At 54.4% G+C, this 21,527-nt stretch carries 15 protein-coding genes and 1 pseudogene; 12 read left to right on the top strand and 4 right to left on the bottom strand.

All coding sequences use genetic code 11. The features are described 5' to 3' along the window. Positions 1 to 99: 99 nt before the first annotated feature. Together P4S53_RS21990 and P4S53_RS21985 are read right to left on the bottom strand one after the other, a co-directional pair. Positions 100 to 1,368, bottom strand: a complete 1,269-nt coding sequence (locus P4S53_RS21990) for an inorganic phosphate transporter (protein WP_337114380.1) — start codon at positions 1,366 to 1,368, stop codon at positions 100 to 102. Between the two features lie 30 nt (positions 1,369 to 1,398). After that, positions 1,399 to 2,079, bottom strand: coding sequence for a TIGR00153 family protein (locus P4S53_RS21985; protein ID WP_027251923.1), 681 nt, complete (start codon positions 2,077 to 2,079; stop codon positions 1,399 to 1,401). Between the two features lie 452 nt (positions 2,080 to 2,531). On the opposite strand from P4S53_RS21985, the gene P4S53_RS21980 reads away from it, so the two are divergent. After that, complete coding sequence (locus tag P4S53_RS21980) at positions 2,532 to 4,049, top strand: CYTH and CHAD domain-containing protein (protein ID WP_337114379.1); 1,518 nt, start codon at positions 2,532 to 2,534, stop codon at positions 4,047 to 4,049. A 97-nt stretch (positions 4,050 to 4,146) separates the two neighbouring features. On the opposite strand, the gene P4S53_RS21975 is transcribed toward P4S53_RS21980, so the two are convergent. Next, positions 4,147 to 4,941, bottom strand: a complete 795-nt coding sequence (locus P4S53_RS21975) for a potassium channel family protein (RefSeq protein WP_337114378.1) — start codon at positions 4,939 to 4,941, stop codon at positions 4,147 to 4,149. Between the two features lie 238 nt (positions 4,942 to 5,179). On the opposite strand from P4S53_RS21975, the pseudogene P4S53_RS21970 reads away from it, so the two are divergent. The 3 genes and pseudogenes from P4S53_RS21970 (at position 5,180) to hldE (ending at position 11,335) form a co-directional block, all read left to right on the top strand. Beyond that, a pseudogene (locus tag P4S53_RS21970) lies at positions 5,180 to 6,777 on the top strand (methyl-accepting chemotaxis protein). Positions 6,778 to 6,942: 165 nt separating this feature from the next. Further along, positions 6,943 to 9,819 carry a bifunctional [glutamate--ammonia ligase]-adenylyl-L-tyrosine phosphorylase/[glutamate--ammonia-ligase] adenylyltransferase gene (gene glnE / locus P4S53_RS21965; protein WP_442958703.1) on the top strand — a complete coding sequence of 959 codons (2,877 nt, stop codon included), beginning with the start codon at positions 6,943 to 6,945 and terminating at the stop codon, positions 9,817 to 9,819. An 85-nt stretch (positions 9,820 to 9,904) separates the two neighbouring features. After that, on the top strand, positions 9,905 to 11,335 hold the full coding sequence (gene hldE / locus P4S53_RS21960) for a bifunctional D-glycero-beta-D-manno-heptose-7-phosphate kinase/D-glycero-beta-D-manno-heptose 1-phosphate adenylyltransferase HldE (RefSeq protein WP_337114376.1): 1,431 nt from the start codon (positions 9,905 to 9,907) through the stop codon (positions 11,333 to 11,335). A 76-nt stretch (positions 11,336 to 11,411) separates the two neighbouring features. Here hldE and tolC read toward each other — a convergent pair whose 3' ends face one another. Then, positions 11,412 to 12,704: an outer membrane channel protein TolC gene (gene tolC / locus P4S53_RS21955; protein WP_337114375.1), complete on the bottom strand. Its 1,293-nt coding sequence runs from the start codon at positions 12,702 to 12,704 to the stop codon at positions 11,412 to 11,414. Positions 12,705 to 13,123: 419 nt separating this feature from the next. Here tolC and nudF point away from each other — a divergent pair, with 419 nt between their 5' ends. From nudF to idi, 8 genes are all read left to right on the top strand, one after another. Continuing rightward, positions 13,124 to 13,768, top strand: a complete 645-nt coding sequence (nudF, locus tag P4S53_RS21950) for an ADP-ribose diphosphatase (protein ID WP_337114374.1) — start codon at positions 13,124 to 13,126, stop codon at positions 13,766 to 13,768. Further along, positions 13,765 to 14,193: a DUF1249 family protein gene (locus P4S53_RS21945; RefSeq protein ID WP_337114373.1), complete on the top strand. Its 429-nt coding sequence runs from the start codon at positions 13,765 to 13,767 to the stop codon at positions 14,191 to 14,193. The genes nudF and P4S53_RS21945 overlap by 4 nt, the downstream gene beginning before the upstream one ends. 28 nt (positions 14,194 to 14,221) lie before the next feature. Then, positions 14,222 to 15,046, top strand: a complete 825-nt coding sequence (gene cpdA, locus P4S53_RS21940; protein ID WP_337114372.1) for a 3',5'-cyclic-AMP phosphodiesterase — start codon at positions 14,222 to 14,224, stop codon at positions 15,044 to 15,046. Beyond that, entirely contained in the window at positions 15,046 to 15,624 is a 579-nt protein-coding gene (gene yqiA / locus P4S53_RS21935; protein ID WP_337114371.1) for an esterase YqiA, read from the top strand. Before cpdA ends, yqiA begins: the two co-directional genes overlap by 1 nt. A gap of 120 nt (positions 15,625 to 15,744) precedes the next feature. Further along, positions 15,745 to 17,634, top strand: a complete 1,890-nt coding sequence (parE, locus tag P4S53_RS21930) for a DNA topoisomerase IV subunit B (protein WP_337114370.1) — start codon at positions 15,745 to 15,747, stop codon at positions 17,632 to 17,634. 71 nt (positions 17,635 to 17,705) lie between these two features. After that, positions 17,706 to 19,970 carry a DNA topoisomerase IV subunit A gene (gene parC, locus P4S53_RS21925; RefSeq protein ID WP_337114369.1) on the top strand — a complete coding sequence of 755 codons (2,265 nt, stop codon included), beginning with the start codon at positions 17,706 to 17,708 and terminating at the stop codon, positions 19,968 to 19,970. Positions 19,971 to 20,142: 172 nt separating this feature from the next. Continuing rightward, positions 20,143 to 20,868: a 1-acylglycerol-3-phosphate O-acyltransferase gene (locus tag P4S53_RS21920; RefSeq protein ID WP_337114368.1), complete on the top strand. Its 726-nt coding sequence runs from the start codon at positions 20,143 to 20,145 to the stop codon at positions 20,866 to 20,868. Between the two features lie 98 nt (positions 20,869 to 20,966). Further along, positions 20,967 to 21,500: an isopentenyl-diphosphate Delta-isomerase gene (gene idi / locus P4S53_RS21915; RefSeq protein WP_337114367.1), complete on the top strand. Its 534-nt coding sequence runs from the start codon at positions 20,967 to 20,969 to the stop codon at positions 21,498 to 21,500. Positions 21,501 to 21,527 lie beyond the last annotated feature (27 nt).

The following is a 21,527-nucleotide window of genomic DNA, read 5'->3' as shown; positions in this document are numbered from 1 at the left end:
AGAATTTTGCGGCGATGGCGCAAGAGGAGAGGGAGGCATAGCCTCCCTCTTTTGACCTTGTGCTACTTTTTTGTAAAGTTTACGGAAGACTGACAGAAATCAGCCAAAAGCCGCTTGCATTACATAGAAGAAAATGACTGCTAGCAGGGCGCCTGCTGGCAGGGTGACGATCCAGGACGCCACGATGTTACGCACAACACCCATGTTCAGGGCGGCAATACCGCGGGCAAAGCCTACACCCAGTACCGCACCGACCAGTGTTTGCGTGGTCGAGATAGGCAAACCGGTGCCCGACGCCAGTACCACGGTCGAGGCGGTAGCCAGCTGTGCCGCAAAGCCGCGGCTCGGTGTCAGCTCGGTAATACCAGTGCCCACAGTCGCCATGACTTTGTGACCCATGGTCGCCAGACCCACGACTATACCCAAACCGCCCAGCGGCAGAATCCACCAGGCAATGGCGGTTTTCGCAGACAGCTGGCCCATGTGCTCAACCGTCGAGACCACAGCAGACAGGGGACCAATGGCGTTAGCCACATCGTTGGAGCCGTGTGCAAAGGCCATAGCACAAGCGGTGACCACCATCAGCAGGCTGAATACGCGCTCAACGCCCGCGTAACCATTACTGCCGGACGATTGCTCAGCATCGGCATAGTTGCGACGGATGTATAGATAGCCGAATACCATCACGATCAGTGAAACCGCGATCGAAGCCAGCCAGGCTTCACCGGTCGACAAGTGCAGGCCAACATGTTTCAGACCTTTTTTGATCGTCACCAGTGCGATGACCATAGTGGTCAGGAACATATAGACAGGCACAAAGCGCTTGGCGTTGATGAGCGGGGTATCGGTATCAAATATCAGCCTCTGTGCACTGATAAAGATGACATAGGCAAAGATACCTGAGATCAGCGGGGTGATAATCCAGCTGCCCACGATGCCCTGTACCGAGCCCCAGTCAACCGCTTCCGTACCAACAGATACACAGGCAAAACCGATGATGGCACCGATGATAGAGTGCGTCGTGGAGACCGGCCAGCCCATGTAGGACGCCAGCAATAGCCATGAACCTGCCGCCAGCAGCGACGCCATCATGCCGTAAACCAGAACTTCAGGCTGATTGACGTAGTGAGAGGTGTCAATGACCCCTTTACGTATGGTATCTGTGACTTCGCCGCCTGCCAGATAGGCGCCGGCAAATTCAAAGATCATGGCGATAATAATCGCCTGTTTGACGGTCAGCGCCTTGGAACCGACAGAGGTACCCATTGCGTTAGCCACATCATTGGCACCAATACCAATAGCCATTAGAAAGCCAAAGAGGGCCGCCACCACGATGATCATGGTGCCATAATTAGCCAGGATTTCCATTGTAAAACCTTGTTGTATTTACCTTGCTCGTTATGAGCGGGATAGCATGATTTCGAGTCGCGAACCGACACGCTGAGCCTGGTCGGCGATACCGCCAATCCATTCGAAGATCTTATACATAAACATCACATCGATTGGATTGTACTGGTCTTCGACCTTACGGAGTTGCTGACGCAGGATAATCTGCATGCTGTCGGTATCATCTTCGATAACGTCAAGCTGATTGATCATTTCCGCCACCAGAGTCACTTCACGACCCTTAAAGCCGGTTTCCAGCAGTTCATCCAGTTCATGGATGACACGACTGGCCTGATTGGCAGCATCAAGGCAGCGTTGAACGTAGGCAAGAAAGTCTGGATAAAAGTGCTCAGGGATGTCTAACTGACGTCCGTAGACACGACCTGCAATATCTTTGGCCAGATTTGCGAGTTTGTCCTGCTGAGTGAGGAGATCCAGCATGTCAGTCCGGTCGACTGGCATGAAAAGACCACGAGGAAGCTTGAGACGGATTTCACGTTTGAGCACATCCGCATCTTTTTCAAGCTGCGAAATCTGTTCACGATACTGTCCGGCTTTTTCCCAATCTTTGGCGTGACACGCCTCGAAAAACGGAACAAGCAATTCACAACATTCATTCACACGAGTGACATGGCGTTGCAATGGTTTGATTGGGGATTTAGCAAAGAGCCCCATAATTGTATTTACTGGCATAGCCGATCAACCTAAAGATACCTGTAATAAAGGCGAAATCTTGAGCGATGGATCAGAGCCTGTTGCCTTTGGAGTATCGACCCGAAAAGAGGCGAGTTCTATGCTTTAAACAAGGCAGATATGATGTGGCGGAAAGAGAGCTAGAGAAAGAGGGTAACGTCATGAGCCAGAATTGTCCCCACCGCCCCATCAGGTTGAGGAGAACAAGCGCTTCTCTGCGTTACTCATCATTTATTTAGCGCACTAAACTCCATGATTCGTGCCTTGATTAGCGCTTTTTCAGCACTGGTTAGAGCTAATAGTCCAAAGGTCAACAGGCCCTATGGCGCGCATGTTAACGTATAACTTAGTACAGGGAAACACATTTTGTACGCCTATTTCTGGAGATTTCTTGCTTGCTACAGGCCGGATTAGCCAATATCCTTGGCTGGCTACCGTTTATAGGGACAATTATGGAAACCGAGATAGAACTGAAGTTTTTCGTCTCAGCGGATTTTTCGGGTCAGTTATTGCGGAAGATTGCTCAAGCCAAAATCTTGCAGCAAAGCAGTAAACGACTGGGTAACATTTACTTTGATACCCCTGAGCAAATTCTTCGTCAGCACGACATCGGCTTGCGGGTTCGCCGCATTGATGATGTTTATATTCAGACCCTTAAGACAGCCGGACGTGTGGTTGCAGGACTGCATCAGCGCCCCGAATACAATGCTGAACTCAACGGCCCGCAACCGGATTTAGCCTTACATCCGAGCGATGCCTGGCCTGAGCACTTTGATATTGCGGCTATTTCCAGCCAAATCTCGCCTTTATTCTCTACCGACTTTGAACGCCAGCAGTGGTTGATTGCCATGCCGGATGGCAGCCAGATTGAATTGGCATTCGATCAGGGTGAGGTGCGCGCCAATGACAGCAGTGAGCCGATTTGCGAAGTGGAGCTGGAACTGAAATCCGGCCAGACCGATGCCTTGTTCACCCTGGCTCGCGAACTGTGTGAAGACGGCGGTATGCGCCTGGGGAACCTGAGTAAAGCGGCCAGAGGCTATCGTCTTGCTGCCGGGCATCAGGGCGATGACGTGCTGCCTCTGTCTTATGTGCCCCTTGCTGCGGATGTTTCATCAGAAAATGCGTTAGTGATTGCCATGGAACATGCGCTGGCGCACTGGCATTACCACGAGCAGATCTATGTTGAGCGTCAGGCATTGCCGGCACTGACCGAGATCAGCCATTCGATTTCCCTGATCCGCCAGACCCTGGTGGTGTATGGCAGCATGATCCCTCGCCGGGCCAGCGCGCAGCTGCGTCAGGAACTGACCTGGCTCGAAGGTGAGCTGAGCTGGCTGCAGGAAGCAGATGCGATCCAACGCTGGCTGGCCGAAAAAGGCCATGCGCTGAAAAAGCTCAATGCCAGAAAATCGCTGGTCAAACAGCTGAAAGAGCGTCAGGAAGAACTGCCGGAGCCGGACGATATTCTGCGTCTGTTCAAATCGGCGCGTTACTGTAATTTGCTGCTCAACCTGAGCAGCTGGCTGCTGAGCCGCGGATGGCAACCTTTCCTGGACGAAAAAGCCAGAGAGCGGCTGGCGGCATCGGCGAAATCGTTTGCCGATTCGGCCTTGTCGAAAGCCTGGGAAGAGCTGGCAGAGGCCTTCAGTGAGAAGCGTGCGCTCAGCCGGGCAGATTATCTCGACCAGCAGGCAAGACTGCTGCGTAATCTGGTGGGCGGCCTGTGTTTTGCTTCTTTATATGAAGATGAGCGCCGCGAAGTGTTCCGCAGCCCGTGGCTGGATATTCTGCAGGGCATGGAAGACTTGCGTCAGCTTGAGCCGATTCGCTCTCTTCAGCCTGACTACGAAGATGAAGAAGATCGCAAGCAGATCGATAAATGGCTGCACCGCAAGGAAGACTCCTTGCTGCATGCGATGGATCAGAGCCGTCAGATAGGTCTGGCACAGCCGCCTTACTGGCCATAATCATTATCCCAACCGCCATTGCAGCCGTTAACGCCTTCTGATTCAGAAGGCGTTTTTTGTTGTTTCCCCTAAACCACCGCCTTTGGTGGTGGCTGGGCTATTTTTCTTTTTCGTTTTCTTTTCCGCGGTGCTGAGTCGATTCAGCCAGGCGCTGCTCAAGATCGTTAATCCGCTTGAGCAACAGATCCTGGTTATCAAGGATTTTGTTCCAGTGCGTTTGATCGTGGTGATGGAGGGAAGGTTTGTGTCTGTCGGGGTCTGACACAAACGAGCTGATCAAACCGGCCACCATACCGAACAGGCCAACGCCGCAGGTAATAATCAAAGTCGCCAGTATTTTACCCAGTGTGGTCACCGGATAGTGATCCCCGTAGCCCACAGTGGAGATGGTGACAAAGACCCACCAGATCGCATCATCGGCCGACAGAATATTGGCATTGGGATCGTGACTTTCAATGATAAGGATCAAAGAGGAACCGACGGTAACCAGTACAGTGAGAAGCAAGACAATAGTGGCTATGGTGGCTTCACGCCGGAATTTCAGGATATGCTGCAAAAGCTGCTGGCCGGAGCGGATCAGACGTATGACCCGGAAGATCTGCACCAGGCGCATAAAGCGTAACGGCTCTATGATAGGTATGCTGGCAAGGTAATCGGGCCAGTGTGTTTTCAGGAAGGCTTTTTTGTTTTGGCTTCGCAGCAGATCTCCGGTGAGCTGGAGCCAGAATACCAGACAGATCAGCGTATCTATGGTGATAAACAGTGAATAGACCCTGTCGCCACGCGGAATAAAGAACAGGCTGGTGACCAGAGCCAGTGACACGAATGACAATACGAGTGCCACTAGGCTCATGGGATTCAGTTCATGTTTGACACCATCGATCTTTTTCATCATTCAATTTCAGATATTTAATACAGGCATATATGATACTCGGTACCGCTGGCAAGTTGAATTTACTGGTGTTGTTGAGTCAATTGCAAGCCTGTTCTGAGCGCAGACGACGTTTTTGTCGGTTTGCAGACAACTGATTCAATACTGGTGCCTTGCCGCCAGGCCGATGATTCGAAGCGTTCGAGGACGGAACCGCTTGAGGATCAACAGATCCTAGGACAAAGGAGAGATAATAATGATGGCTGACATGGCTTTCAAACCCTGGGAAAAAGGGCTGAGTAATATCAGGTTAGTGCCCAAACTCATCGTACTGATGGTATTCAGTACCTGCTTACTGGTCGGGAAACAATTGTGGGACGCCAGTATTTTCTACCAGTCAGTCATTGATATTCAGAAAGAGCAAGTCAGGGAGCAGGCGCAAAAACAAGCGGCTATGTTTAGCAGCCTCTTGTCTCAGGGCGAGCAGGGACAGGCGATGGCCCTGGCTGCGGTACAGGCGCAAAAAGTGCGGATGGGGCGTATTACTATCTGGTCAACACAGAAAACGGCCGGGTACTGGGTCACCCGGGCGCTGAGCAGATCAAGGCGCTGAACCGCTCCGCCGAAGATGGTCAGCCGCTCGGCTCTGTGCTGTCTCAGTTAAGCAGTGAGCGCGCACTTATCCTGGACGGCGGCAAGCGATTTGAATATGCCGTGCCTCTGGGCGGCAGCACTCACTGGTTCGTGATTGCTTCGCAGTCTGCCGATGATGCGGACAGTTACTACAGTGCCTATATGGTGCAGATAGCCTGGCAGACGGCCCTGATGATTATCGCTTTCATGGTGTTGCTGTTAGGGGCAGCCAGCCTGATGCTGCGTCAGACCGGTTATCTGGCCGATGCCATTAAGCGTCTGGCCAACCGTGATCTTTCTCAGCCGATCGTGATGAACTGTCAGGATGAATACGGTGATTTGGCGCGCGAGCTGGAGCGTACCCGCATCCAGCTCAAAGAGGTGATTCAGAATCAACGCAGCGTTTCGGGTGAACTGCATGAGCTGGCGGATGTGATGTCCATGAGCATGCAGGAAACCAAAGAGTCGGCACAGGAAGAATTCCATGAGATTGACCAGCTGGCTTCAGCCATGAGCGAAATGACCTCTACGGTGCAAACCGTGGCCGAGCATGCGCGTGAAGCCTCCGGCGCCACTGAAGGGACGGCGAAACAGGCCCATCAGGGGCAGGAATTTGTGGTGAAAACGATCGCCACCATCGATCAGCTGTCCACCGATATCCGCGCCTCTGCTGAAGCCGTGACCCAGGTCGAAAACCGGGTTGAAAAAATTGGCAGCGTGATTGTCACCATTCAGGGCATTTCCGAGCAAACGAACCTGCTGGCACTCAATGCCGCGATTGAAGCCGCACGGGCCGGTGATGCCGGACGAGGATTTGCCGTGGTGGCCGATGAAGTGCGTAACCTGGCGCAACGCACCCAGGTAGCCACCGTCGAAATTCAGGACATGATTGGTCAGCTGCAAGACAGTGCCAAGCAGGCTGTCGGCCTGATGGAGCAAAGTGTGGTTGAGGCGGCAGAAGGGGTGGATCTGGTGACCAGCGCAGGCGGGGAGCTGGATAAGATTGTTCAGCAGGTTCAGCGCATCAATGATATGAACTTCCAGATTGCAACGGCATCTGAACAGCAAAGCGCGGTGGCGGAAGAGATGAACCAAAACCTCAATAATGTCAGGGAACTAGTAGAAGCTTCTGTGGTGGTCGTCACTGAGCTGACAGAAACGGCGGATACGATGAAAGGCCAGTCAGCCGATTTGGAACAGAAAATTCAGGCCTTCCGCATCTGACCGATCCCGGACTGTTCCTCGCTCCATGATTAGACTCAGACGCCCACCGACAGGTGGGCGTTGTTGTCGTAATCCGTTATCTTATTGCTTATACCTGAGAAACCTGACCAGGCTCGGGTGGTTGACTGCGATGCTGGGCGGGCAGCCCTGACTGATTGCCAAGGAATTGATATGACACACGCACTCTTGCAACACGCTGCTGAACGGGCTCTGGAAAAGCTGCAGCAGGCTCACCCTGATGCAGTGGCCCAGTGGCCATCGGATTTGAACGACGAACTGAATGCCGTACTCGGTCTCAGCGATTTCATACAGACTTCCCTGGTGCAGGATGGCGATTTACTGTCCTGGCTGCCTCAAACTTTGGCTGTCGCGGAGCGCGCCGAGCAATATCGTTCTGATCTCAAAGAGATCTTGTCAGCCGTGGCTGATGAGACAGCGCTGTTAAGGGCGCTGCGCGCCTTTCGTCGTCGTGAAATGGTGTGGATCGCCTGGCGCGACTTTACCGGCCGCGCCACGCTGAGCCAAAGCCTGTCGCACCTGTCCAGCCTTGCCGAAGCGCTGATTATGGAAGCGTATCACTGGCTCTATTCGCAGTGTTGTCAGGAATATGGCACCCCAGTCAATGCTGACGGTGAGCCCCAGCCGATGCTGATCCTGGGTATGGGCAAACTGGGTGGCGGTGAGCTGAATTTCTCTTCAGATATTGATTTGATTTTTACCTATCCGGAAAACGGCGAAACCCAGGGCGGACGCCGCAGCATTGCCAACGCCCAGTTTTTCACTCGCCTGGGACAAAGACTGATCAAGGCGCTGGATCAACAGACAGTGGACGGCTTTTGCTATCGGGTCGACATGCGCCTGCGCCCGTTTGGCGACAGTGGTCCGCTGGTGATGAGCTACGCGGCACTGGAAGATTACTATCAGGAGCAGGGCCGAGAGTGGGAACGCTACGCCATGATCAAAGCCAAAGTCATGGGGGATGAAAGCGCCGGCCATTATCAGACGCTGCGTCAGATGCTGCGTCCTTTTGTCTTTCGCCGCTATATTGATTTCAGTGCCATCCAGTCACTGCGCCGAATGAAATCGATGATCAGCTCAGAGGTTCGCCGTCGCGGTCTGAGCAATAACATCAAACTCGGCGCGGGCGGGATCCGCGAGGTGGAATTTATTGCGCAATCCTTCCAGTTAATCCGTGGCGGGCGGGAGCCCAGCCTGCGGCACCGTGGCCTGCGGGAAACGCTGGATGCCGTCAACGCCCTGGGATTATTACCGCCCGCACAGGTGCAGCACCTGGAACAGGGATATGCCTTTTTGCGCCGTCTGGAAAACCTGTTGCAAGCCATCAATGATAAACAGACGCAGACGCTGCCGGATACCGAGCTGGACAAAATACGGCTCGCGACCGCGATGGGATGCCCAGACTGGCACGACCTGCAGCAGCAGATTCAGCAGCACATGACTGAAATCCATCAAGTGTTCGACGAGATTATCGGCGTCGATGAGGAAGACAGTCAGGACGCCGCGGCGCAGCCTTATCATGAACTGTGGACCATGATTGAGGATGAGGAGCTGGTGACAGCAATTCTCAATGATGTTGCCGCCCCGGATACCGCCCGTCAGGCCGAAGTGCTGAGCCATATGAAAGCGGAGCTGGCCAAGCGCACCATCGGGCCGAGAGGCCGTGAGGTGCTTGCCCGCCTGATGCCGGAAGTGCTGGTGCGTATTGTCACCCGAGCAGATGCCCCTGTGGTGCTGGATCGTGTTGCCCGCCTGATTGTCCGCATCGCCACCCGGACCACCTATCTGGAATTGCTGAGCGAACACCCCGGCGCGCTGGATCACCTGGTCAGGCTCTGTGCGGCCAGCTCTATGGTGGCAGAGCAGCTGGCTCAGTATCCCATTCTGCTCGATGAATTGCTCGACCCTCAGCACTTGTACAATCCCGTGCCTTTGGATCAGTACCAGCCTGAGCTGCAAGAGTACCTGGCGCGCATCCCGGAAGAGGACATGGAGCAGCAGATGGAAGCCATCCGCCAGTTTAAGCAGGCGCAGTTATTGCGCATTGCGGCGGCGGACATTGCCGATGTGCTGCCGCTGATGAAAGTCAGCGATCACCTGACCTACCTGGCGGAAGCGATTATCAGTGCTGTGGTCAAGCAGGCCTGGTTACAGATGGTGGCGAAGTATGGCGAACCGTCACATCTGGCCGATTGTAACAGTACCGGGTTCGGTGTGATTGGCTACGGCAAGCTGGGTGGGCTGGAGCTGGGCTACGGTTCCGATCTGGATCTGGTCTTCCTGCATGACTGCCCGACCGAGGTATACACGAATGGCGATAAAGCCATTGACGGCCGCCAGTTCTACCTGCGGCTGACGCAGCGTATCGTCCATCTGTTTTCTACCCGTACCTCATCCGGTGTCCTGTATGAGGTGGATGTCCGTTTGCGTCCGTCCGGCGCATCCGGCTTGCTGGTCAGCCCGCTGGACGCCTTTGCGGCCTATCAGGCACAGGAAGCCTGGACCTGGGAGCATCAGGCACTGGTGCGTGCACGTATCGTGTATGGCGATCCGGTACTCAGGGCCGGTTTTGATCAGGTCAGAGCGGACATCCTGTCCCGCCCGCGTGACGCCGAGGCGCTGTGCCAGGAAGTGATGGCTATGCGCGAAAAAATGCGCCAGCACCTTGGCACGAAAAAACCGGGGCAGTTTGGCCTGAAACAAGATCCCGGCGGCATTACGGACATTGAATTTATTACCCAGTATCTGGTGTTACGCCATTGCGCCGATCAGCCGGCACTCACCCGCTGGTCGGATAATATTCGCTTGTTTGAAACCATGGCAGCCAAAGGGGTGCTGGAAGAGGATCAGGCGATGGCGCTGATTCAGGCCTACTGCACGCTGCGTGATGAAATTCACCGCCTCAACTTGCTCGGCCATGATGCCTATGTCGAGGACAGCCAGTTTACGGCAGAGCGACAGCTGGTGACGCAACTGTGGCAAACCATTTTTCGGCCTGAACCCAACACGGCACCCGAGTGTTAACCCGATGCCAGTGACAGGTCCTGCCTGTATGCAGTACAGGCTTTTATGCTAATATTCCGCTGTTTTTACCGTTCCGGAGAGAAGAATGAAACTGACACTGCCTGATTATGACCAAGCCAGTGTGCTGGTTGTGGGTGATGTAATGCTGGATCGCTACTGGACTGGCCCGACAGGACGGATTTCACCGGAAGCGCCGGTACCCGTTGTGAAAGTGGACCAGATTGAAGAGCGTCCCGGCGGTGCAGCCAACGTAGCTATGAACATTGCCGCCCTGGGCGGGCACGCCCGTCTGGTTGGCCTGACAGGCATTGATGATGCCGCACGGGCGCTCAATGAAAAGCTGTCATCGCTCAAAGTGCGTTGTGATTTTGTCTCCCTGCCGGATTATCCGACCATCACGAAACTGCGCGTGATGAGCCGCGGGCAACAACTGATCCGCCTGGATTTTGAAGAAGGTTTCCACGACGTGGATGCCGACCTGATTCTGCCACGGCTTGAACAGGCATTGCCGAACGTGAAGGCAATGATACTGTCCGATTATGCCAAAGGGGCGCTGGAACATGTCCGCGCGATGATCGAACTGGGGCGCCGTGCCGGCGTGGCAGTGCTGATCGACCCGAAAGGGACAGATTTCGAGCGTTATCGCGGCGCGACGATGCTGACCCCCAATCTGACTGAATTCGAAGCGGTTGCCGGTAAAGCGAAAACCGATGAAGAGCTGGTGGAGAAAGGGCTGGCATTGATCGAGCAGTTTGATCTGGAGGCCTTGCTGGTCACGCGTAGCGAGCATGGCATGACCTTGCTGCAGAGAGGCCAGGAGCCGCTGCACATGCCGACACAGGCAAAAGAAGTTTATGACGTCACCGGTGCCGGCGATACCGTGATTTCGGTACTGGCGGCGTCGCTGTCGGCCGGTAAATCCCTGTCTGATGCCTGCAAGCTGGCTAATGCCGCCGCCGGCGTCGTGGTCGGTAAACTGGGGACTTCAACCCTCTCGACCATTGAGCTGACCAATGCGGTGCACGGCAGCCAGGACAGTGGGTTTGGGGTGATGGCCGAAAGCCAGCTCAAACAAGCAGTGCTGGCGGCCAAGGTCCGTGGTGAAAAAGTGGTGATGACCAATGGCTGCTTTGACATCCTGCATGCCGGGCACGTTGCTTATCTGAACGAAGCGGCCAAGCTGGGTGATCGCCTGATTGTGGCGGTGAACGCCGACAGTTCAGTGCGGGCTCTGAAAGGGGCAGGACGACCGGTGAACCCGGAGGATCGCCGCATGGCCGTACTGGCCGGTCTGGCCGCGGTAGACTGGGTGGTGCCGTTCAAAGAAGAGACGCCTCAGCGCCTGATCAGTGAGATCCTGCCGGATCTGCTGGTGAAGGGCGGTGATTATAAACCTGAGCAAATTGCCGGTGGCCAGGAAGTGATTGCCAACGGCGGTGAAGTACGTGTACTGAACTTTGAAGACGGCTGTTCAACCACTGAAATTATCGAAGCAATTCGCGGCGGGAAAGGCTGATAGCCTGATCATCAAAACAAAAAAAGCGCCGTGCCGGCGCTTTTTTTGTTTCAGTATTGCAGTCTTTTTTGCGGTCTTATTTTTTGACCGGGATAAGACCTGTGTTGACATCCAGAATGTCCTGCTCATTGAGCGAGCCGACAGCCTGCTTGAGCTGCAGCTGGCTGATGATGTAATCGTAGCGGGCTGTGGCCAGCTGACGGTTGGCATCATATAAACGGCGGGTTGCGTCCAGCACGTCAACAATCGTCCGGGTACCGACATCAAAACCGGCTTCGGTGGCTTCCAGTGCTGAACGGGCTGAGATCACCGACTGCTGGTAAGCTTTCAGAGCGCCGATCGAGGCATTGATGTTGTTATAGAAAGCCCGCACATTTTTGACGACGCCGCGGTAAGTTTCTTCCAGGGTCTCACTGGAGGAGACGTAAGCGTATTGGGCTTGTTTCACTTCAGAGGTGACCCGACCACCCGTGTAAACCGGCAGATTCAGGTTAATGCCTGCAGAAATGGTTCCCTCATCGCTGCTTTGGCCTTGCTGCATGTCGTTGTAGCTGTAGCCGGCATCAAAGCTCAGGGTTGGCAAATGACCCGATTCAGCCAGTGCAATCCGGTCGCGCGAGACGTCCTGGGCAATACGGGCGCTCAGCAGTGTCAGGTTTTCGCTTTCTGCGTTTTCAAGCAGGGTGCGCACTGTATTGTTCGGGCTGCTGGCGGAGAAGCGCTGGGTATCCAGGACAGAAAGATTTTTATGGGCCTGACCTGTGATTTCACGCAGTTCTTCATAGCTGTTGGTCAGGGCGTTTTCTTTCAGGATTTCATCGGCCAGCACGCTGTCGTACTGAGCCTGCGCATCGTGCACGTCCGTGATGGCAGACAGGCCGACTTCAAAACGCTGTTTGGTCTGTTCCAGCTGACGGCCAACGGCCGCTTTTTCAGCACGAACGAATTCTAAATCGTCCATCGCACGCAATACTGAGAAGTAAGCGGTGGATACACGCAAAATCAGGTTTTGCTGCGCGACGGCATAGCTGGCATCACTTTGACGGGCTTGTTTCTCGCTGATATCAAGGTTGACCCAGCTGGCGCGATTATACAGCGACTGGCTCAGGCTCAGGCCACCGGTAAACCCTTCATCATCATAGTCCAGGCGGGTGGCCTGCAATCCGGCAGTCAGATTGATTTGAGGCAATAGTGTACTGCGGGATGAATTAATCGCTTCGAAAGCGGTATCTTTATCAGCCGCGGCCCGTAGCAGCTGAGGGTCGTTCTGTTTGGCTTGTTCATAGATATCGGCAAGATCGTCAGCCATGGCAAATGGGCTGAGGCTACCCAGTGCTAAGCCTAGATAAAGCGGAAGCAATTTTTTCATGAATGCTTTTTCCTGGTCCTGACAAAATAATGTGCAATGTTCAGTTTACCTGATGATACCTTGCTTGAAACTGATCAATTGTGATTTTTTTGTGCAAATTTAACAAAAGAACATGCTGTTTATTGAAGGAAATTGCAATCTTTTTGTACAAGCGTCGCAACGGTAGTGGTTGATTTCCATCATTAGCCAGCAAAAATTTACTTGTAAGAAAGTAATATTGTACCAGTTTAACATTAGTCGCCAGATCACGGGTGTTCATTTTCGAGTCTGGTTAAATATTACTGCAACATTTATCAAAAAAGTTGAGCTTAGCCATTGCGTCATAATAGCGATGAATGAAAAAATGCCGTTTTGGTTTACTGTGACCCCGAGTGAGCCTGAGCGATAATCGTGAAAGGTCCATGACATGGAGATGACTGATGTCTGACTCGTCCAGAAATAATCCGGGAGCGCTCGGCGTGAAGGATGTCGAAGTGGCGCATGAAGAAACGCTTTATCAGGGTTTCTTCAGCCTGAAGGGATTCCGTTTCCGCCATCGCTTGTTTGCCGGCGGCTGGAGCCAGACTCTGAGCCGGGAACTGCTGGACCGCGGTCATGCGGCGGCCCTGCTGCCGTATGATCCTGTGCGCGATCAGGTGGTCCTGGTGGAGCAGTTCCGAATTGGCGCCCTGGCTGGCGATTGCCAGCCCTGGCAGCTGGAAATTGTGGCCGGGATCATTGAGCCGGGCGAAAACCCGGAAGAGGTGGTCAGCCGGGAAGCGGTGGAAGAAGCGGGCATCCAGGTTGATCAACTTGTTCATATCACCCGTTATCTGTCCAGCTCAGGCGGGTGCTCGGAAACCCTGAGCGTCTATGCCGGTTGTGTCGACAGCCGCCTGGCTGCCGGTATTCACGGGCTTGAAGACGAAGGTGAAGATATCAAGGTGCATGTGGTCAGCCGTGAAGAAGCGTATGATTGGGTGGTGTCTGGTAAAATAGAAAATGCAGCCAGCATCATTGCGCTACAATGGTTGCAATTACACTATCACCAACTGCAGGCCGATTGGGTTAAGGACGAGTTGTGAACAGAAGGTACACGGTCGATCTCGCGGGTATCATGCGTTTATATGAAACCAACTATGCGAAGTTGCTTCCATTACTGCCAAAAAGTGAAGCGGTAGGGGAGGAGTGTGCCTATCAGGTCGGCGGCCATGATTATAAGCTCAGGATATTGGAATCAACCCGCTACACCACGCTGATTCAGCTGCAAATGGAAACCGATGCAGGCTTGCCTGAATATCTGGTGCCTACCTTTAAAGTGCGGCTTTATCATGACGCCAGGGTGGCAGAAGTGTGTTCTATTCAGCAGATTTCACGTTTGAAGCCAAGGTATGATTACCCCAATATGCGGATGCACCAAAAAGATGAAAAACATCAGGTTAATCGCTTTTTGGGAGATTGGCTGGCTTACTGCCTGAAGAACGGTCTCAGTAAGCAATCGGTTTATTAACGATTTCATTCAACAAGGTTTTGACGTTTTGCAGACCTATTCTCTGCCGCAGGATAATTCAGATAGTGTACTTTTGCTGCAACTGACCGACACCCATTTGTTTGCGGATGCCAAGGGCAGCCTGCTGGGCGTCGCAACAAAAGACAGCTTTCATGCCGTACTCGACGAAGTGGCGGCCCAGTTACGCCCGTTTGATGCCATTATTGCGACGGGTGATATCTCGCAGGATCACACACCGGCCTCCTACCAGCGCTTTGCCGATGGGATCGGACGCTGGGTGCAGCCCTGCTTCTGGCTGCCCGGTAATCACGACTATCAACCCAGCATGAAAAGCGTGCTGCCTTCACCGCAGATCAAAGCCTGTGATCAGGTGCTGGCCGGTGAGCGCTGGCAGGTGATCCTGCTCGACAGTCAGGTGGTGGGCGTACCGCACGGTGAATTAAGTCAGGAACAGCTTCAGATGCTGGATCAGGCTCTGGCCGCCCACCCGGACCGCCATGCGCTGGTGCTGCTGCACCATCATCCGCTGGCAGCCGGCAGCCGCTGGCTGGATCAGCATCAGCTGAAAAATCATCAGGCTTTTTGGCAGGTCGTTTCTGAGTATCCTCAGGTGAAAGCCGTCTTATGCGGACATATCCATCAAGAACTGGATGTGCTGCATCAGGGGGTTCGGGTGCTGGCCACGCCGTCGACCTGTATCCAGTTTAAACCTGACTCCAACGATTTTGCTCTGGATCAGTCTAATCCCGGATGGCGCTGGCTGCGCCTGCAAGCGAACGGCGAGATTGATACCAAAGTCGAGCGGGTGCGCCAGCGCAGTTTCTCGCCGCAGTTTGACGCCGCAGGTTACTGATGGAATCTTTGCTGCTTTATCTGCACGGTTTCAACAGCTCGCCGCAATCAATGAAAGCCCGGCTGATGGCAGAATACTGCCAGGCGAGCCGGCCTGATATCCGGCTCGAGATCCCACAATTACCCGCTTACCCGAGCCAGGCAGCACAGTCTATTGATACATTAGTGACTGAATTAAAGCCGACGTATCGCATTGGCCTGGTGGGTAGCTCGCTGGGCGGCTATCTGGCCACCTGGCTGAGCCAGCGGCATCATTTGCCGGCTGTGCTGGTCAACCCGGCCGTGAAGCCTTTTGAGCTGCTGGCAGATTATCTGGGTGAGCAGGTCAATCCGTATACGCAAGAAAAGTACGCCTTGTCGCCGGTTCACATGGATGAGCTGAAGCTGCTTGAGATGCCTGAGCTGGTTCAGCCGGATTTACTGTGGTTATTGCAGCAGGAAGGTGATGAGGTGCTGGACTACCGTCAGGCGGTGGAAAAGTATGCAGCCTGTCGTCAGACGGTAGAACCGAACGGCGATCACAGTTTCATTGGATTTAATCGTTATCCCGCCGATATTGTCCGCTTTTTAGGTTTATAACTGTTTCGCAGCGTGCTTCTTGGCACGGCATTGTTTATTGACTCGTATTAGCCTCAGCTTGACATCAAGGCTGAGGTTACTGACTATTGTGGCAACATTTTCTCGTAACTTTCCGAATCTATGACAGACCAAAGCTATAACGCTGGAGCCATTGAGGTTCTGAACGGCCTAGAGCCGGTTCGACGTCGCCCTGGCATGTATACCGACACGGCGCGGCCAAACCACCTGGGTCAGGAAGTCATCGACAACAGTGTCGATGAAGCCCTGGCTGGCCATGCCAGGAAAGTCGAAGTGATCCTGCACGATGATCAATCGCTTGAGGTGATTGATGACGGTCGGGGTATGCCTGTGGATATTCACCCGGAAGAAGGGGTATCCGGGGTCGAGCTGATCCTGTGTAAACTCCACGCAGGCGGCAAATTCTCGAACAAAAACTACCAGTTCTCAGGCGGCTTGCACGGGGTCGGTATCTCTGTGGTGAACGCCCTGTCTAAGCGCGTCGAAGTCACGGTCAAACGTGACGGACAGGTGTATCAGATTGCGTTTGAACACGGTGACAAGGTCAGTGAACTTGAAGTCATTGATACCTGTGGTCGCCGCGCCAAGGGAACGCGTGTCCATTTCTGGCCGGACGGTCAGTATTTCGACAGCCCGAAGTTTTCAGTCAGCCGCCTGAAAAGCGTGCTGAAAGCCAAGGCGGTATTGTGCCCTGGCCTGGAAATTGTCTTCACTGACAAATTAGCCAACGAAACCTTGCGCTGGTGCTATGAAGATGGCCTGAAAGATTACCTGTTTGAAGGGGTGAAGGGTTATACCCTGCTGCCGGAATCTCCCTTTACCGGCGTTTTTGCCGGACAGACTGAAGCGGCCGACTGGGCCGTGGTCTGGTTGCCGGAAGGCGGTGAACTCATCACTGAAAGCTATGTCAACCTGATCCCGACAGCGCAGGGCGGCACGCATGTGAACGGCCTGCGCCAGGGCTTGTTGGATGCGATGCGGGAATTCTGTGAATTCCGTAACCTGCTGCCGCGCGGCGTGAAGCTGACGGCGGACGATATCTGGGAGCGCTGTGCCTATGTGCTGTCGGTGAAAATGCAGGATCCGCAGTTTGCCGGCCAGACCAAAGAACGCCTGTCATCCCGTCAGTGTGCGGCCTTTGTTTCGGGCGTGGTCAAAGATGCATTCAGCCTGTGGCTCAATGAGCGCCCGCAAATCGCGGAACAGCTGGCGGAATTGTGCATTGCCAACGCCCATCGGCGGATGCGGGCCAGCAAGAAAGTGGTGCGCAAAAAAGTCACCAGCGGTCCGGCGCTGCCAGGCAAACTGGCCGACTGTTCACAACAGGATCTCAGCAGAACGGAACTGTTTCTGGTGGAGGGGGACTCCGCAGGCGGTTCCGCCAAACAGGCTCGTGATCGAGTGTTTCAGGCCATTATGCCGTTGCGCGGTAAGATTTTGAACACTTGGGAAGTGTCGGCGGATCAGGTACTGGCCTCACAGGAAGTCCATGATATTTCAGTGGCGCTGGGGATTGATCCGGACAGTGATGATCTGAGCGGCCTGCGCTACGGTAAGATCTGTGTGCTGGCCGATGCCGACTCGGATGGTCTGCATATCGCGACTTTGCTGTGCGCACTGTTCATGAAGCATTTTGAAGCCCTGGTACGAGCCGGTCACGTCTATATCGCCATGCCGCCTTTGTACCGGATCGATCTGGGGAAAGAAGTGTATTACGCCCTGGATGAGGCGGAGAAAGAAGGCATTCTGGATCGTCTCAGCGGCAAACGCGGCAAAGTGAATGTGCAGCGCTTTAAAGGTCTGGGCGAGATGAACCCCATGCAGCTGCGTGAAACCACGATGGATCCCAATACGCGCCGCTTGGTGCAGCTGACTGTCGACGACGACGAACAGACGCTCCAGATGATGGATATGCTGCTGGGTAAAAAGCGCGCGGAAGACCGCCGCAGCTGGCTGCAGAGCAAGGGTGATCTGGCCGACGTGGAAGTCTGAGCCTCGCCAATTGATGATTTCCGCCTGCCGGTCAGACCGGCAGGTATCAGGACAACACGGATTTAGCCACCATGACTGATGTCTCAATGGAAGGTATCGAGCAGCTGCCGCTGCGCAAGTTTACTGAAGATGCCTATCTGAATTACTCCATGTACGTAATCATGGACCGGGCCCTGCCGTTTATCGGCGATGGCCTGAAACCGGTACAACGCCGGATTATTTACGCGATGTCAGAGCTGGGCCTGAGCGCCACAGCCAAATACAAGAAATCGGCCCGGACCGTCGGTGACGTACTGGGTAAGTACCATCCGCACGGCGACTCGGCCTGCTACGAAGCCATGGTACTGATGGCGCAGCCCTTCTCATACCGTTACCCGCTGGTGGATGGTCAGGGGAACTGGGGTGCCCCGGATGATCCGAAATCCTTCGCCGCGATGCGTTATACCGAATCGCGCCTGTCCCGTTTCTCTGAAATCCTGCTGAGCGAGCTGGGCCAGGGCACGGTGGAGTGGGGGCTGAACTTCGACGGCACCATGAAAGAGCCGACTATGCTGCCAGCCCGGCTGCCGCATATTTTACTCAATGGGGTGACAGGGATCGCCGTGGGGATGGCGACTGATATTCCGCCGCACAACGCCCGCGAAGTCGCCAATGCCGTGGTGCATCTGATCGAGCATCCGCAGGCGGATCTGGATGCCCTGATGGCTTTCGTCAAAGGCCCGGATTATCCGACGGAAGCGGAGATCACCTCCTCCAGCGAAGATCTGAAAAGAATTTACCGGACCGGTAAAGGCAGCGTGAAGATGCGAGCTGTGTGGTCGAAGGACAACGGTGAAATCATTATCACCGCCCTGCCGCATCAGGTGTCCGGTTCTAAGTTGCTGGAGCAGATTGCCGGCATGATGCGCGCCAAGAAGCTGCCGCTGGTGGAAGACTTGCGTGACGAGTCGGATCATGAGAATCCGACCCGCATTGTCATTGTCCCGCGTTCCAACCGTGTTGATGCCGAGCAGCTGATGGAGCACCTCTTTGCCTCGACCGATCTGGAAAAGAGCTTCCGGGTGAACCTCAATATGCTGGGTCTTGATGGCCGTCCTCAGGTCAAAGGCCTGGTGACTATCTTGTCAGAATGGCTGGTGTACCGCCGTGAAACCGTGCGCCGTCGTTTGCAGCACAGGTTGGATAAAGTGCTGGCGCGCCTGCACATTCTCGAAGGCTTGCTGGCGGCTTATCTCAATATCGACGAAGTGATTGAGATTATCCGTACGGAAGACGATCCGAAAGCTGAGCTGATCAGCCGCTTCGGGCTGAGTGCGACGCAGGCCGAAGCCATTCTTGAGATCAAATTACGCCAGTTAGCCAAGCTGGAAGAGATCAAGATCCGCGGCGAGCAGGATGAGCTGAGCAAAGAGCGTGAGAAGCTGGAACAGCTGCTGGGCTCTGAGCGACGCATGAACACTTTGCTGAAGAAAGAAATTCTGGCCGATGCAGAAACCTACGGCGATGATCGCCGTTCGCCGCTGGTTGAGCGGGCTGAAGCCAAAGCAATGACTGAGCGTGATTTGCTGCCGAGTGAAGCGATCACTGTGGTGCTGTCTGATAAAGGCTGGATCCGCCACGCCAAAGGGCACGATGTGGATCCGAGCAGCCTGAACTTTAAGTCCGGCGACAGTTACCTGAGCCATGCCCGTGGGAAGAGTAACCAGCCTGCGATCTTGATTGGCAGCGATGGCCGCAGCTATGCGCTCGAATCCCATACGCTGCCCTCGGCACGAAGCCAGGGGGAACCTGTGACCGGTCGTCTCAATATTACGGCCGGCAGCAGCGTGCGTCAGGTGCTGATGTCCGAAGAGGAGCAATACTGGCTGATGGCCTCAGATGCCGGTTATGGCTTTGTCTGCAAGGCCAGCGACATGATCTCCAAGAACCGCAATGGGAAGGCTTTGCTGTCGGTACCTGCGGAATGTGAGGTGATGCCGCCCCAGCCGATCTCGGATCTGAGCAAAGATCAGGTGCTGGCGATCACCAATGAAGGTCGCATGCTGATCTTCCCGATCCAGGATCTGCCGCAACTGGGTAAAGGCAAGGGCAACAAGATCATCAACATTCCTTCGGCCAGAGCCAAAGCCAGGGAAGAGTTTCTGTCTCACTTGCTGGTCTTACCGGCAGGCAGCGAGCTGACCCTGTACGCTGGTAAACGCAAGCTTGGCCTGAAAGTGTCGGATCTTGAGAATTTCTACGGTGAGCGTGGCCGAAGAGGCGCGATGTTGCCTCGCGGGCTGCAGCGGGTCACCAGTTATGAAATTGCGTATCCGGACCAGAATGAAGACAGCTGATTGCCATTTGCCGTCAGCGCATCAAACCCGATAAGCCTCGTTCAGAGGCTTATTTTATTTGCGCTTTACCGAACGGAAATGGCGTCAGGATCAAACAAAAAAGCTGTGATAAGGGTGTAATTTCCCTTTGACTGAGTATACTAGCGCACGCTTGTACGCTGAGGAGAATCTGATGATTGCTGTATTACGACTGTTGGCACTGACGCTGTTTGCCATCGTCATGTTTGTGTTTGGCTGTGGTTACTGCCTGTTCAGTCCGCGTAACCCGAAACACGTCCACACGATTGCGCTGTATTTCGCGAAAATGGCTCGCTTTCTGGGCATTAAACTGGAATTACGGGTTGCGGACGCCGCGCGGGAAGTCGGTCCGAGCGTACATATAGGCAACCATCAGAATAACTATGATCTGTTTACGATTTCAGGCGCCGTGCTGCCACGCACTGTGACGGTTGGTAAGAAAAGCCTGCTGTGGATGCCGTTATTTGGCCAGTTATACTGGCTGACCGGCAACATTCTGATAGATCGCGCCAATCGCAGTAAAGCGATGGGGACGATTGGTCAGGTGGTGGCTAAAATTAAAGAGCGCAAGGTCTCGGTCTGGATGTTCCCGGAAGGGACCCGCTCCCGTGGCCGCGGTCTGCTGCCTTTCAAAACCGGTGCTTTTCATGCCGCCATCGCGGCCGGTGTGCCTGTGGTGCCGATTGTGTGCAGCTCTACCGACAAGGTGAAGTTTAACCGCTGGAATAACGGCGTGGTGATTGTAGAAGTGATGCCGCCGGTCTCAACAGACGGCATGAGCAAAGAAGATGTCCGTGAGCTGTCAGAGCATTGCCGCAATCTGATGGCGGCTAAGCTGGATGATCTGAACGCCGAAGCGCAGGCCCGCTCAGCCAAATAACCGTCTTGGATTGCGTCAAATTGTCAGGAAGGCAGGCCATCAGGGCCTGTCTTTGTTTTTTCAGGGCAGTACGCCCTGAGCCGTCGGAGGGGTGAGTGATGAGCCGGGAATATGTGATATTAGTGAATCAGGCCGGTGAGCATCTGGGCCTGGCGGAAAAAATGCAGGCTCATCGTGACGGCAGGCTGCATCTGGCGTTCTCTGTCCTGCTTTACCGCCAGACGGAATCCGGCCTTGAATTTCTGCTGCAACAGCGGGCGTTAGGTAAGTATCACAGCGGTGGGTTATGGACCAATACCTGCTGCTCACATCCTCGCGACGGTGAGAGTCTGCAGCAGGCTGCAATACGCCGGTTGGGCGAGGAAATGGGGATACGCGAGGTGGCGCAGTTGGAACAGGTCACCCGCTTCATTTACCGCGCTGAACTGGATAACGATCTGACAGAGCATGAACTGGATTATGTTCTGGTGGCGGAAACCCCGGATCTGCACATCGTACCGAACCCGGAGGAGGTCATGGCTTATCGCTGGTGGCCGCAAGCGGAGTTAACGGCATGTCTGAACCGCCAACCGCAGCAGTTCACGGCCTGGTTCGGTCCGGTGTACCACAAGGTGCTGGCAGCACTTAAATAAAAAAAGACGGGCTTACCCGTCTTTATT

It is taken from the genome of Photobacterium sp. Hal280 (assembly GCF_037162255.1).
Taxonomy (GTDB): domain Bacteria; phylum Pseudomonadota; class Gammaproteobacteria; order Enterobacterales; family Vibrionaceae; genus Photobacterium.
Note: the sequence above shows the minus strand (reverse complement) of the source record. Positions and strands in the feature narration are given on the sequence as shown.

Coding starts and splice junctions, on each gene's coding strand:
- P4S53_RS21990 (WP_337114380.1), bottom strand. CDS start 1,368: ATGGAAATCCTGGCTAATTATGGCACCATGATCATCGTGGTGGCGGCC.
- P4S53_RS21985 (WP_027251923.1), bottom strand. CDS start 2,079: ATGCCAGTAAATACAATTATGGGGCTCTTTGCTAAATCCCCAATCAAA.
- P4S53_RS21980 (WP_337114379.1), top strand. CDS start 2,532: ATGGAAACCGAGATAGAACTGAAGTTTTTCGTCTCAGCGGATTTTTCG.
- P4S53_RS21975 (WP_337114378.1), bottom strand. CDS start 4,941: ATGAAAAAGATCGATGGTGTCAAACATGAACTGAATCCCATGAGCCTA.
- hldE (WP_337114376.1), top strand. CDS start 9,905: ATGAAACTGACACTGCCTGATTATGACCAAGCCAGTGTGCTGGTTGTG.
- tolC (WP_337114375.1), bottom strand. CDS start 12,704: ATGAAAAAATTGCTTCCGCTTTATCTAGGCTTAGCACTGGGTAGCCTC.
- nudF (WP_337114374.1), top strand. CDS start 13,124: ATGTCTGACTCGTCCAGAAATAATCCGGGAGCGCTCGGCGTGAAGGAT.
- yqiA (WP_337114371.1), top strand. CDS start 15,046: ATGGAATCTTTGCTGCTTTATCTGCACGGTTTCAACAGCTCGCCGCAA.
- parE (WP_337114370.1), top strand. CDS start 15,745: ATGACAGACCAAAGCTATAACGCTGGAGCCATTGAGGTTCTGAACGGC.
- parC (WP_337114369.1), top strand. CDS start 17,706: ATGACTGATGTCTCAATGGAAGGTATCGAGCAGCTGCCGCTGCGCAAG.
- P4S53_RS21920 (WP_337114368.1), top strand. CDS start 20,143: ATGATTGCTGTATTACGACTGTTGGCACTGACGCTGTTTGCCATCGTC.
- idi (WP_337114367.1), top strand. CDS start 20,967: ATGAGCCGGGAATATGTGATATTAGTGAATCAGGCCGGTGAGCATCTG.